This is a genomic window from Pontibacter mangrovi, assembly GCF_006385705.1.
Classification (GTDB): Bacteria; Bacteroidota; Bacteroidia; order Cytophagales; family Hymenobacteraceae; genus Pontibacter; species Pontibacter mangrovi.
In genome coordinates, this window is record NZ_VFRQ01000005.1 from 322,195 (window position 1) to 336,680 (window position 14,486).

Annotated in this window: 8 protein-coding genes; 7 read left to right on the plus strand and 1 reads right to left on the minus strand. The window is 54.1% G+C overall.

The genetic code is table 11. From position 1 onward, the window contains the following. Positions 1-47: 47 nt before the first annotated feature. Positions 48-1,055 carry a LacI family DNA-binding transcriptional regulator gene (locus FJM65_RS11500; RefSeq protein WP_140621663.1) on the minus strand — a complete coding sequence of 336 codons (1,008 nt, stop codon included), beginning with the start codon at positions 1,053-1,055 and terminating at the stop codon, positions 48-50. Between the two features lie 252 nt (positions 1,056-1,307). Here FJM65_RS11500 and FJM65_RS11505 point away from each other — a divergent pair, with 252 nt between their 5' ends. From FJM65_RS11505 to FJM65_RS11535, 7 genes are all read left to right on the plus strand, one after another. Then, entirely contained in the window at positions 1,308-4,337 is a 3,030-nt protein-coding gene (locus FJM65_RS11505) for a SusC/RagA family TonB-linked outer membrane protein (protein ID WP_140621664.1), read from the plus strand. Positions 4,338-4,343: 6 nt separating this feature from the next. Beyond that, positions 4,344-5,849, plus strand: a complete 1,506-nt coding sequence (locus FJM65_RS11510; RefSeq protein ID WP_140621665.1) for a RagB/SusD family nutrient uptake outer membrane protein — start codon at positions 4,344-4,346, stop codon at positions 5,847-5,849. Positions 5,850-5,899: 50 nt separating this feature from the next. Next, the gene (locus tag FJM65_RS11515) at positions 5,900-6,301 is read left to right on the plus strand and encodes a hypothetical protein (RefSeq protein ID WP_140621666.1); all 402 of its coding nucleotides are present in this window, start codon (positions 5,900-5,902) and stop codon (positions 6,299-6,301) included. Between the two features lie 132 nt (positions 6,302-6,433). Continuing rightward, complete coding sequence (locus FJM65_RS11520; RefSeq protein WP_140621667.1) at positions 6,434-7,504, plus strand: hypothetical protein; 1,071 nt, start codon at positions 6,434-6,436, stop codon at positions 7,502-7,504. 73 nt (positions 7,505-7,577) lie between these two features. Beyond that, positions 7,578-10,283, plus strand: a complete 2,706-nt coding sequence (locus tag FJM65_RS11525) for an amylo-alpha-1,6-glucosidase (RefSeq protein ID WP_140621668.1) — start codon at positions 7,578-7,580, stop codon at positions 10,281-10,283. Further along, the gene (locus FJM65_RS11530) at positions 10,280-12,409 is read left to right on the plus strand and encodes a glycoside hydrolase family 172 protein (protein ID WP_140621669.1); all 2,130 of its coding nucleotides are present in this window, start codon (positions 10,280-10,282) and stop codon (positions 12,407-12,409) included. The genes FJM65_RS11525 and FJM65_RS11530 overlap by 4 nt, the downstream gene beginning before the upstream one ends. 25 nt (positions 12,410-12,434) lie before the next feature. Further along, the gene (locus tag FJM65_RS11535; RefSeq protein WP_140621670.1) at positions 12,435-14,459 is read left to right on the plus strand and encodes a beta-L-arabinofuranosidase domain-containing protein; all 2,025 of its coding nucleotides are present in this window, start codon (positions 12,435-12,437) and stop codon (positions 14,457-14,459) included. The last annotated feature ends 27 nt before the right edge of the window (positions 14,460-14,486 follow it).

Consider the following 14,486-nt stretch of genomic DNA (forward strand, 5'->3'; position numbering starts at 1 on the left):
TAAGTCATACTTCAGGTAGTATGCCGAACCTCTCTAAGGTATAGGCTTTAGGAAGAGGACCTGACAATAAGTTCGCTGCTGAGCACCTTGTGGAAATGCTGGGTAGACTTCTGCTCGATCTCATCAATCAAAAGCTGCGTGGCCAGCTTGCCCACCTCAAAGCTCGGCTGCATAACGGTTGTTAAAGCCGGCCATACCACCTCACTCACGGGGTCATTGTTATAGCCCACCACGGCTACATCTTCGGGCACCCGGATGCCTAGCTCTTTCAGGTACTTAATGCAAAGCACGGCGATAGAGTCGTTTACCGTAAAGATGGCGTCCGGTTTCTCCTCCAGGTTAAACAGCGCCTGAATTTTCTCCATGGCATCATACTGGAAGTCTTCGCAGTGCAGCAGGTACTCCTTGTTAAACGGGATGTTATACTTTTGCAGCGCGTCGAGGTAGCCATTCATCCGGTCGATGGCGATGGAAAGGTGCCGGGGGCCGGCGATGTGCGCTATTTTGGTACAGCCTTTCCGGATGAGGTGCTCCACGGCCAGAAACGCCCCCTCGTGCTGGTTTACCGTAACTTTTGTGGCGTCGATATGCTCAAGCGCCCTATCGAAGAAAACCACCGGTATACCTCTTTGCTGTACTTTCTGGAAAATCTCCGTATCGCTGGTGCACTTAGAGACCGACACAAGCAAGCCATCTATCCGGATGGAAACCAGCTTTTTTATGTTGCTGGCCTCCTTCTCGGGCGACTCGTCCGACTGGCAGAACATGATGTGATAGCCGTTTGCGTCGGCCACCTCCATCATCCCCGATAACGCATTAGCAAAGTAGCGCGCCGCAATAACAGGAAGCACCACGCCGATCACCTTCGTCTGCTTGTTCACCAGGCTGCGGGCAATAAAGTTCGGCTCGTAGTTCAGCTCCTTGGCCAAGGCGAGCACCTGCCTTTTGGTTTCCGGGTTGATATCCTGCACATCGCGCAAGGCCCGGGAAACAGTGGACACCGAAAGCCTCAGCTTCCGCGCCAGGTCTTTGATGGTAACTTGTTTATTTAACATTTTAAGGTTGAGGTAAGGTTAGTTAGAAGTACAGGCGTTCAGGTTTCCGGGTGGCACAGCAAATGCGCTTTGGGTGGATCGATAGACAATAAAGAGGATTGCCAGGCTATTGTCAAACGTTTGCGAAAAAAAAGATGCCCCTGTAGGCGCTCTGCAAACGTTACCGGAAACGTTATCTTGCTTTTGTCATAATCAAGAGTGGAAAAAGTGAAAGTCAATAGCTTATATTTGGTTAACTAAACCAAGAGAGTTATGGCGAAAAAACTTTTACTCACAGTTGCTTCAGTTTTCTTAACCATCCTATCTGTAACGACAGCCGTTGCCCAGCAAAGGCAAATTTCAGGAGTGGTAACAGATGGGAAAGATAGTCTGCCTCTGGTTGGGGCGGTGGCAAGGATAAAGGGGACAAGTATAGCAACCTCCACCGATGTTAACGGCCAGTTCCAGTTAAGCGGTGATTTCGGATCTACAGATGTGCTGGTGGTATCTTATGTGGGATATACTCCCAAAGAGGAGACCATCGGCAACAAGACACAATTTAGTGTAAGCCTGGAGCCTGACAACAAGGCGCTGGACGAAGTGATTGTAACGGGGGTGGCAACGGGCACGCCTAAAAAGAAGCTGGGATTTGCCGTGGCCAAAGTAGATGCGGAGACGCTGCAGAAGGTACCGGGCACCGATCCGGCTGCGGCCCTGCAGGGCAAGGTAGCCGGTGTTAAGATCACCAAAACAAGCGGTGCCCCCGGCTCCGAAAGCGACATCCAGCTGCGTGGTGTCAAAACGATTTTTGGCTCCTCAAACCCATTGGTTATAGTAGACGGCGTGCTGACGACCGGCGGCCTGGCAGACATCAACGTGCAGGACATCCAGTCGATGGAGGTACTAAAAGGGGCGGCAGCGTCCTCTCTGTACGGCTCCAGGGCGGCGAACGGGGTTATCAGCATCATCACGAAGCGTGGCAACTCGCTGCCAGCCGGCAAAACAGAGATAGGCATCCGCAGTGAGTATGGCCAGAGCTTTATGGGCTTTGTGCCGGAGAAGTCGTCTGCCACCAACCGAATCATCAAACCTAATGAAGAGACCGGCGAGCCGGAGGTGACGAACGTGGGAGACGCTGACCAGGTGGTGGACAACGTATATCCCAAAACCTACGACAACGTGAACCAGTTCTTTAGCCCGGGCAGCTACCTGACGAACTATTTATACTTTAAAGGCAACTCCGACGACAACCGCCTCTCGGCTTACTCCTCTATTGAGAAAACAGATGAGACGGGCGTGGTGAAAATGGTAGAGGGCCTGGACAGAACCAACGTAAAGCTGAACCTGGACTATAGCCTGACCGATAAGCTGGACTTCACGACATCCAACCTGTATGCGCAGTCGATTGCGGATAACCGGGCAGCGGGCATATTTGGGCAGCTGATGAACACAGACCCTAACGCGGACCTCTACCAGCTAAACGATGACGGCAGCCCCTACAAAGTAAACGTGAACACCATCGCGCAGGCTCCGAACCCGCTGTACAACATCGCCAACTCCGTGAACGACTCCCGCTCGGAGCGCCTGTTGAGCTACTTCGCCTTAAAGTATAGGCCGCTGGAGTACCTGTCGTTTCAGGGATCTTACGGAACCGACCGCAGCCGCTCCGAAAGCTTTTACCTGGCCCCGAAAGGTCGCTTGGATTATAACCTGAACCCCAGCAAAGGAAGCATTGGCAGAAGCAACTCCATTGCCAGAAGCCAGACCGTGCAGTTGGAGGGATCATTCTTTAAGCAGTTTGGCGACTTCAACACCCGCTTTAAGGGGCAGTACATGTATGAGTCGGAGAACTACGGCTACCTGAGCGCAAGCGGCACGGACCTGGGCGTAACGGGTATGGGACTTACCACCATCGACCTGGCGGCCACTAAGTATGCCAGCTCCTTTGCCTCCAAAACAGTGGCCAACAACCTGGCCGCCCTCACCATGATAGATTACAAGGACAAGTATATTCTGGACGCCCTGGTAAGAAGAGACGCTTCCTCCAGGTTCGGCCCGAACGTGCGGAACCAGATCTTTTACCGCGTTGCCGGCGCGTGGCGCTTAACAGAGGATTTCAAGATAAACGGCATTCAGGAGTGGAAGCTGCGCGCATCTTATGGCGTGTCGGGTCTGCGGCCTCCGTTTGAGGCGCAGTATGAAACCTATACCTTGGAGAACGGCCTTACCTCATCGCAGTACACGCTTGGCAACAAAAACCTAAAGCCATCTTTTTCGAAGGAGTTTGAGGCCGGTACGGATATCTTTTTCCTCAACCGCTTCAACTTCAGCCTGAACTACTCCAGGGCCCGCAACACCGACCAGATCCTGAAGGTGCCGCTGCCAGCGCTGGCCGGTGCGCCATACAGATGGCAGAACGCCGGCGAGGTGCTGTCGCATGCCTTCGAGATGAGCCTGGGTGGCGCGATCATCAGCAATGAAACCTTCAGCTGGGATGCTTCGGCCACGTTCGACAAGATCAGCCAGAAAATAACCAAACTGGAGGGGGAGCCATACTACCTGAACGGCACCCGCTTCAGGATTGAGGAAGGGATCGAGTTCGGTACCCTGTACCTCGATAAGTTTGCCAGAAGCCTGGACGAGGTGCTGAACCAGGTGCCTGAGGGGATGGACGTAAGCGATGTATTCGTGCTCAACAACCAGGGCTATGTGGTAAGAAGAACCGAGATAGGCACCGTGAACGAGAAAGCCGTGAAAGTGCGGGACGACGAGGGCAACATCGTGGCGCTTCCTACGGCTAACTTCACCCCCGACTTTAACGTGAACCTGGCCAATACCTTCCGCTATAAGAAGTTCTCGCTGTATGGCCTGATAGCCTGGCAACAGGGCGGCAAAGTATACAACCACGCTGTGCGGTATACCACCGAGCCAAAGTTCCTGGACCAGTCCGGGAAGCCCTGGAACGAAGTGAAGCCGCTGAAGTACCTGGACAACAGCGGGCAGGAAGGTGGCTTGCTGGGCTGGGACAACGATAACCTGATCTACGATGCCACCTTCGTGAAGCTGAGAGAGGTGTCGTTAGGGTATGACATCACCGGCCTGGAGAAGTATGGCTTCCACAACTTGCGGTTCAGCATTATCGGGCGCAACCTCCTGACGCTTACAGAATATCCGGGCTTCGATCCGGAGTCTGGTATGGGCAAAGAGGGTGTGGACACAAACGTGTTTAAGTTTGACTCCAACGAAGCCTACCCAACTTTCAGGACCGTGAGCGCCTCTATTTCTTTCAACTTTCAAAAATAAACTGACATGAGAATTTTAAGATATGTTAAATATGCTGTCCTGGTATGTGTTTTATCTATAGCAAGCTCATGCTCGGATGTTTTTGAAGATATTAACGTTAAAAACGAGAACCAACCCCAGACCTCGGACCTGAAGGACCAGTACTTTGCGCAGATCAAGAACGGCTACGGCGCCTGGTATAACGCCAGCATTGCCGCCAGCCCTGCCATCGGTTTTGCCAGCGCAGACATCGTGACGGCCGGCACCGCCAGCTGGGGATCGGGAACCATGTGGTACAGGCCACGGACGCCTCTCTTTAACTCCCAGACGCCCGACCCGGTGATCATCATCAACTTCGGGGCCTGGTACAATTACTACTCCGGTATTCCGATCGTAACCAACGTGCTGCGCTCACTCCAGGATCCTGAGTTTAAGATCATCATCGACAAAAAAGATTACACGAAGCGGATACAGGCACACGGCTACTTGCTGCAGGCCATGCTCTACGGAAACATCGCCTTGCTGTACGACAAGGCCTACCTGTTTACAGAAGACAGCGGCAGCGCCGAGGATTTCGACTACCAGGCCAACACCAAAAGCTACCAGGAGCTGATCGCGTTCTCGCTTGACAGGATAGACAAGGCCATCGCCGTGTTAGAACAGGACATCGACGACCCGGACCCGGAGGAGGTGATGCCGGGCGTAACCTTCACCAAAGCCGATCTGATCGCGTTTGCGAACTCAATGGGTGCCCGCTTGCTGGCCAACTCCCCGAGAACACCGGAAGAAGCTCAGTCGATCGATTGGCAAAGGGTGAAAAGCTACGCGGAGAAAGGCATTACCAGCGACTTTAAAGTACGCTACGACGAAGGCTGGCGCGGCAAAGTTATCAGCCGCGACAACGGCATGAACAGTTTTGCCTTGTTCGACTACGACTGGATGCGGGTGAACCAGAAGGTGATCAACATGATGGCGCCGTCCGATCCGGCCGCTGAGTATCCGTGGCCGGAGGGCGTTACTTCGCTTGGCCCGGTTACAAACTCGCCTGACGCCCGCCTGAATGAGTACTTCACGTATGCCGACATCAACAACTGGTTTGCGCAGAGCCGCGTGAGCCGCCCGGGCTATGGCTGGTTCATTCTGAGCGAGTACAAGTATACCCGTTACCAGGATGTGGTGCGCACCGGCCAGGGTTTGGTAGACCATTACCTGCAGGTGGAGAACGACACGTACCTGGCGGAGGCTAAAATAAGGCTGGGAGAAAGCGGTGCCGCGGAACTGATCAACAGATCGAGGGTAGGCAAGGGCCACCTGCCGCCTGCCACCGACAGCGACAGCGACCTGATGGAAAAGCTGTTTTACGAGCGCTACGTGGAGAGCGACCTGGTATGGCTGAACCTTGGCTTCTATGACAAGCGCCGCCTCGGCGAGCTGATGCCCGGCTCGGCTTACCACTTCCCGATACCTGCAGATGAGCTGATCCAACATGGCCAGGAGGTTTATACTTTCGGCGGCGTCGGAAATGAAATGTAGGCGGTTGCACCCGTGTAAGAATCCATCAACAAGAACTTAAAGCAAAGACGATGAACAACTATAAGAACTTCCTTACAAGAGTGGGCCATGCTTTGGCGGCCCTCCTGATGCTTGTTTCGGTGAGCAGCTGCGAGCGCGACATGGACATGGACATAGTTTCGGTAACGCCGCCCGAGCTGCACGTGATCGTGTATAACGGCACTGACACAAACGATAGGGTAGAAGGTGCGACGGTAAAAGTATACGCCTCGGAGGAGAACCGCACAGCCGGCACAAACGCTGTGGCCGAGGCGGTGACCGACGCCAGCGGTGAAGCTGTTTTCCCGAAAGAGAAATTTGTGAAAGGTATAAATTACCTAACGGTAAGTATAGATGACGTGACGCTGACCGCGCAAACGCCATACATGCTGCAGAACGACGGCGAAACGCTGTTTTGGGTAGCAAAGAATTAAGGTGGATTGTTTGAATAGAGTCTCCTGTGTTCGGCCTGTCATGGGTCGGGCACAGGTACTCGCCTTTCTCATCCGCACCCGTTCCAACCCTGTTCACAGAATTCATACTTTACCTCCTGACCCAAAGCCAAGATGAATAAAATTTTATACGTTTGCCTGTTCGTGTTGCTAAGCACGCTCACCTCCAAAGGGCAGTCTTCCTACCCAAAGGCCGACCCAATTACCGTAAAAGTGGCCGTTGTGATCCAGGACCCTAAGATCCCATCCAAAGGTAACAAGCGGATGCACGAGGTGCTTCGTTCGCCGGGCAACAGGTATAAGTGGCAGGACCCCCGAAAGCTCATGATCGACTACCGCGACAGCCTGAACTCCCTTAGCGGCGGCGTGGTGAACTATGAGATCGTGAAAGTATACGATGATAACAAGCTGTTCACGCGCCTAGAGAACAGCACGGAGCTTCTTGGCGTGGAGGAAATGGTAAAGCTACTCTCCGAGCCGGACTGGGCGACGCTGAAGAAAGAAAACACCAAGTTCGACTACAACAAACTGATCGAGCACTACGGATTCTGCGATATGCGCGACAAGGGCGAGATAAACGAAGTATGGGTATGGTCATTCCCTTACGGAGGCGCCTGGGAATCCACGTTTGCCGGCGAGAATGCCTTCTGGTTAAACTCCGACCCGGTGCAGAACACCTCCTGCAAAGACCTTTTAACGATTATGGCCCTGAACTATGAGCGGGACATGTCGCTTGCCCTGGAAAGCTACGGCCACCGTTTTGAGTCCATCATGCGCCAGGTATACGGCCGCTGGGACCATACTTCCAAGGACCTGAACAACTGGGAGATCTTTACCTCCTATGATAAAATTACACCCGGAAAAGCCTATATTGGTAACATCCATTTTCCGCCAAACGGGCTGAAAGACTACGACTGGAAGAACACCGCGCCTGTAAAAACCTATGCAGATGTGTGGTTCAACTACCCGAACCTGACGGCGGCAGAGCCCCGCGTGGTGACGTGCGAGGAGTGGGATTGCTCGCACCTGGGCTACATGTCCTGGTGGTACCGCCACATCCCGAACTTCGCCGGCATCAACCCTGCGGATGGCCACCTGAATAACTGGTGGCACTATGTGGTAGACTACAACGCCGCCATGAAACAGGAGAAGCGCTTGAAGCAACAGCTGAATAGCGCCCGGTAATTTCAGGAGCCACTAGCCGGCTTACCGCTCAGGACAGTCGCTTATCTTTATCAAGAACCAACCCTTACCCCTCATGCTAAGGAAGTTATTTCAGGCAGCTTTTTTATCCCTGGTTGCCATTCCAACATTCTGCCAGACACCGTACCTTTCTAACCTAAAGGCAGGCAAGGATTTCCCGCTTTACGCCACCTATGCCGCGGCCATGGAGCGGTCTAACTTTGTGCTGGACGAAGGCTATGAGTTCCGCTACTATGCTGACTCGCTGGGAGCCGATTTTGTAACCGACACTGGAGGGGACCTGGGCCTTGGCTTTAAGTTGAAGGACAAGTGGGTGTACAAGGTGGCGGACATGTATAAAGCACCCGTTATCACCAGCAGCTACCCGGATATGGTGACCTATGAGTTCTATCCATTTAAGGATATCAAAGTAGAGGCCTTTTTCGCCGTGCACAGTTCTACCGCCGCCTTGCTCGACATCAAAGTACAGAATAACTCCAGGGCAAAAGCAACGCTAACGGTGGTGCCTTTCATGCGCAACGATTACCGCGCTTTCCGGAATGTGGGCACAAGCGGAAGTATGATCACTTTTGACCATGAAGAGTACCCGGACGGCTGGACACTGAACCACGAGCTTCCCTACACCGATAGCATACAGAATGTCTTTTTACTGTCAGAGAAGCCGGATTTTGCCGGCTCATTCAGTAGCAAGTATAACGAAGCGCCTGCCATACCTTTTTCGGTGGATTTAACTGGCCAGGCGAAGCGGCAGGTAAACGGAAGAACCTATCTGCCCGGCAAAGTGCGCATCGCGGATGCGGGCAGGACCGTACGGCTGCAGCTTTTTGTAGATGACGATCTCTCGCAAATGATCACCGAGAAAAGCCCTGTGGTAGGCGGGGCGCAGCCTGTAATTGACAACGGCGGATACTTCCGGCTCGAAACTGCCCTTCTCAACCCTGCCGCTAACAAGTATACCATTGCCGCACAGTATGGCAGCCAGATGAGCGGAAGGATAACCGGTACGCTGGACGATAAAACCCAAAGGCGCGCCGATGTGGACCTGGAGAAAAAAGCCTTGCCAGCGTCTGTCGGGGAGCCAGGTATAAAAGTTACGCCGAACGCCATTGCGCTGCAGTGGCAGCCGGTGAAAGCGGGCACGCGGTACTCGGTTTACCGCAGGGCCTACCCCGAGGCGGTTTACAAGCGTGTCGCCAACCGGCTGGAGGCCACCACCTACACGGACACAAGTATAAACCCGGAGGCAGTTTATGGCTATGTGGTGGTGGCGCACGACGGGGACCGGATGAGTATCCATTCTCCGGAGGTGAACAACCTGCCCAAAACCGTTTTTGACGCCTACGTGCAGCGTGGGGTAAAGCCAGGAGCCCCGGCAAAGTATGCCAAAGTAGTAGCCTTCAGCAAGAAACTCAAACTCAAGCCGGGGAAAAGCGCTGAGCTAAGAGTAGTACGCGTCGTAGCGGCAAAGGAGGATGAAAGACAAAAGCTGATGCAGGAAGCGCAGGACCTGTTGGCGCAGGATCTGCAAGAATACAAGAAGTATAACGAAGCATTGTTCTCCAAAACGCCGGCCCCGGAGTTTGAGGACCCGGAGAAAACAGCCCTTTACTGGAGCGCCAACAACATGATGCGGCAGGTGTTCTACCCGGCTGAAGGAAAATCAGACTACAACTACTACGTCTTCTCCCGGGAGCCCACCTGGGGCTGGGGGCATGGCGGACAGGTGTTCCACGAAAGTATAACCATGCTGGCCTACGCCTACATCGACCCTGTCAGCGCCATGAACTCGCAGCGGGTATACCTGCAGCGGCAGTACCCCAACGGCTACATCAACTACCGCACAGGTTCTTACCTGGATGAGATCATCAAGCACAACGGGCAGCTGACCTCGTCGGCCCCCTGGTACTCCTGGCTGAACTGGGAGGTTTACAAGATCACGCAGGACGAGGCTTTTCTGAAGGAAATGTACGGCTCCTCCAAAAAGTTTTTCGAGTTCTACGTGAGCAACCGCGACAGCGATAAGGACGGCTTGTGTGAGTGGGGTGGAGAGGCCATACTGGAGTCGGTGCGGGATGCGCTGGTGGCGGTATGGGATGAGGTGGGCTACCCCACCAACTTCGAAAGCCTGGACCTAAACTGCATGCTGGTAATGGAGGCGAAGTCATTAGAAGCCATGGCCCGCAAGCTGGGACTGGAGGAAGAGGCCAACCGCTGGAAGGCAGACCATGAGCGACGGGCTGCACTGATCAACAAAACCTTTTGGGACGAGGAGAACGGCTTTTACTACAACGTGGATAAAAACACGCACCGCTTTACTTTTAAAGAAGAAAACGACCTGAAGCGCGACGAGATCATCGGCTTCCTGCCGCTGTGGGCCGGTATTGCCGATAAGCAGCAGGCCGAGCGGCTGGTGAGCAAGCTAACGGACCCGGAGCAGTTCTGGCGCCCCTACGGCGTGCCTTCCCTGTCGGCAAAAGATCCCTACTACAACGCGAAAGGCTACTGGAACGGCCCGGTATGGGTGGAGTGGGATTACCTGATCATGCGCGGGTTGATGGACTATGGGTATAAGCAGGAAGCGCGGGAGTTGGTAGACAGGGTGGCTGCCGGCATGACCGAAGTGCTGAAAAAGGACCATAACCTGTGGGAGTTCTACAGCCCCGACGAGGCCTGGGGCGGATATCACCGCACCTACATCTGGGCCGGGATCATCAACAGAATGATGCTGGATACCTACAAAACTAAACCTCAGGTAAAATGAGAAGATCGCTGAAATCAATTTATACTTTATTTCTGGTTGGGATTTGCGCGCTCCTGAGCCAGTGCGCCTCTGTAAAAGATAGCTCCGGCGCGAGCGAGGTGACGTTTAACAGCCTGTTGCAGGAGATGGCGGACAGGGAGTCGCTGGCGCGGTATCCTTCGCCGGCGTATACTTTGGCGCAGTTCAGCAGCTACGACCGCGCCATGCAAAAGCCCGGGGACTCCACCTGGTTTGCCAACTGGGACCGCTCCATGTTCCTCCGCGAAGAGACGACAAAAGGGCGCCAAGAGTATGTGCTTTTCGACACGACGGGGCCGGGTGCCGTGGTGCGTTTCTGGATGACCTTTGCCGGCGAAGACAGCGGCAAAGGCACGCTGCGCTTTTACCTCGACGGCAGCGAAGAACCTGTGATCGCCGCGCCGGCGATGGATGTGCTCAGCGGCAACGTGCTGACCGATGGTCCGCTGGCAACATCCGTCAGCGACGCCACCGATTACAAGATGCGCGGGCACAATTTATACTTGCCCATCCCTTACGCCAAAAGCTGCAAGATCACTTATGAAAGCCAGAATATAAAAGATGCCGGCGCGAAAACGGGGGGAGAGGCTGTCTACTACAACATCAACTACCGCACCTATCAGGATGCCAGTGTCAAAACCTTTACCATGGCAGATGTGGGAGCGGACAATCCTGTGCTTAAAACAGTACAGGAAAAACTAAGCAGCCGCTATCGTGGAACAGATGAACTGAAAACCGCCTCTCATCCTGTAAGCGGAGAAATAAAGGCCGGCAACTCGCTTGCTGTTTCGCTTGCGGAAGGACCCCATGCTGTGCGGCAGATCAAGCTAAAACTGGAGGCGGATAACCTGGAGCAGGCGCTGCGAAGCACCGTGCTGGAGATAAGTTTCGACGGTGAGCGAACCGTATGGAGCCCTGTTGGAGACTTCTTCGGCACAGGCTATCAGCTGCGCTCCTCTAACACCTGGTATACCAAAGTAGATACGGTCACAGGCGAGCTTTCGGCATGGTGGGTGATGCCTTTTGAGAAAGAAGCAAAACTGACCGTGCACAACCTGACGGATGCTCCGGTAACGGTAGAGGGCGAGGTCCTGACCAGCCCCTGGAAGTGGGACGACAGAAGCATGCACTTCGGCGCCAGCTGGCACCAGTTCACCAATTTGTTTACAGGCGAGATGAAGAATAACGAGGGCGGCGGCGACCCTTTCGACATCAACTACGTGCAGCTCGACGGCAAAGGCACCTATGTCGGGGATGCGATTACGCTGTTTAACACCGTGTATGCCTGGTGGGGAGAAGGGGATGAGAAAGTTTACGTGGATGGGGAGAATTTTCCCTCGCATGTAGGCACCGGCACAGAAGATTACTACGGCTACGCCTGGTGCCGCCCGGAGCGGTTCTCCAACCACCCTTTTATTGCGCAGCCCGACGGAAGCGGCAATTTTGTGCCGGGCTATACTATGAACATGCGCTTCAGAGGCCTGGATGCCATTCCGTTTAGCAACACGCTTAAATTCGACATGGAGATGTGGCACTGGACACGCGCCCACATCAACTTTGCCCCTGTCTCTTTTTACTACATGCTGCCAGGCGGCAAAACGAACATTGCCCCGGATGTAGAAAATGCCAAAGAGCCGGTGGTACTGAAGCGCTCAGATTTGATCTCGCCGGTAGTTGCCGATGGTAAAATAGAGGGAGAGCAGATGATTTTCGAAAACGCCACCGGGGGCAACTTCCGCTACCAGAACACGCAGAAGTATGGCTGGAGCGACAACATGCAGGTTTTCTGGCACGACACCAATGTAGGCGATAAGCTAAAGCTAAGTTTTGTATCCGATAAGGCGGGCAAGTTTCACGTGGCAGCGCACCTTACCAAGGCCCCGGACTACGGCAAGTTCAAATTCAGCCTGAACGGGAAAGAAGTTAAAAACATAGTGGACGGCTACAGCAAGGAGGTGAAAACCGAGACGGTAAACCTGGGGCGCTTCGCGCTGCAGCAGGGCCAGAACACGCTGGAGGTAGAGGTGGTGCAGTCCAGGCCGAACGAGAAGGAAACCGCCTTTTTCGGGCTCGATTATTTGTCCGTTGATCAGTACCCTAAGCTTTAATAACACTCATCTATATAATCCTTAAATGAAAACAATATTGGCAATTGGTATACTGGCCTGGTTGTTTGTTACCCAGGCGCAAGCTCAGAACTATACTAATAACAGAGCTCCGCTGAAGGAGAAAACCTTCATAGAACTACCGCTAGGAAGCATTAAGCCCAAAGGCTGGCTGCACGAGATGCTGGTGAGGCAGAAGAACGGCGCCAGTGGTCAGCTGGACCAGCTGTACCCGCAGGTGATGGGGCCACGAAACGGCTGGCTCGGGGGAGACGGCGACCAATGGGAGCGCGGCCCCTACTGGATAGACGGCCTTCTGCCGCTGGCTTACATCCTGGACGATCAGGAACTGAAAGACAAGGTGCAGCCGTGGGTAGAGTGGGCGATCAAGAGTCAGCGGCCGGATGGGTATTTTGGCCCGTCTACCGACTATGGCCCTGAGAAGGGCTTGCAGCGCAACAACTCCCAGGACTGGTGGCCCAAAATGGTGATGCTGAAAGTGCTGCAGCAGTACTACTCCGCCACCGGAGACCAAAGGGTAATCAAGCTGATGAGCAATTACTTTAAGTATCAGCTAAAAACGCTGCCTGAAAAGCCGTTGGGCAACTGGACCTTCTGGGCTGAGTACCGCTCGGCCGACAACCTGCAGGCAGTGTACTGGCTCTACAATATTACCGGCGAAAAGCACCTGCTGGAACTGGGCAACATCCTGCACGAGCAGGGCTACGACTTCGTGGACATGTTCCTGAACCGCGACGATTTGACGCGCATCAACACCATCCACTGCGTAAACCTGGCCCAGGGTATAAAAGAGCCTGTTATTTACTATCAGCAGGATTCTGATGAAAAGTACCTGCATGCCGTAAAGAAAGCCTTTGCCGATATACGCCAGTTTCATGGGCAGCCGCAGGGCATGTATGGCGGCGATGAGGCCCTGCACGGCAACAACCCGACCCAAGGCTCAGAGCTTTGCTCGGCGGTGGAGCTGATGTTCTCGCTGGAGAAGATGATGGAAATAACAGGGGACCTGCAGTTTGCCGACCATCTGGAGCGGGTAGCCTTCAACGCGCTGCCCACGCAGGTATCCGACGATTTTATGACGCGCCAGTATTTCCAGCAGGTCAACCAGGTGAAGATCTCGCGCCACCCCCGCAACTTCGACATCAACCATGGCGAAACCGACTTGGTGTACGGGCTCCGGACCGGTTACCCGTGCTGCACGTCCAACATGCACCAAGGCTGGCCGAAGTTTACCCAGAACCTCTGGTACGCCACCAAGGACAACGGCCTTGCCGCCCTGGTTTTCTCGCCGAGTGAAGTACGCGCCAAAGTGGGAGACGGGGTAGCCGTGAAGATGACCGAAGACACCAACTATCCCTTTAACGAGGGCATCAACTTTAAACTGGATATAGAAGGTAAGCAGAAGAAAGTGGCTTTCCCGTTCCATGTGCGCATCCCATCCTGGAGCAAAAACGCCAAGGTAACCATCAACGGAAAACCCTGGGAGGGAGAGGCAAAACCGAACAGCATCATCGTGATCAACCGCACCTGGAAGTCGGGGGATGTGGTAGCGCTTGACCTGCCGATGCACATAGAAACCAGCACCTGGTATGAGAACGCCATGGCCGTGGAGCGCGGCCCGCTGGTGTATGCGCTGAAAGTGGAGGAAGACTGGAGCAAGAAGCAGATAAAGGACAATCCGGAGCGGTATGGCAGGGAGTACTATGAAGTGAGCCCTGCCACCGACTGGAACTACGGCATCCTGGACTTTCCGAAGGATAAGACGCAGGAGGTGTTTACGGTGGTGAAAAAGGACACCAAGGGCGCCTACCCCTGGAACCTGGCCGGTGCCCCGATCGAGATCAAGGTGAAGGGCAAGCAGCTGCCTTTCTGGAGCCTGTACAACGAGATGGCCGGCCCGCAGCCCTACAGCCGCATGATCTACGGCATCTCCTCAGTCAAAGAGATGCCTGAAGTTGAGCTGACGCTTATCCCGTATGGCTGCACCACGCTTCGGGTAACAGAGTTCCCGGTCATTAAAGAGTATGAGTAAGCCCTGCGGGGAGATAAAATAAACTGT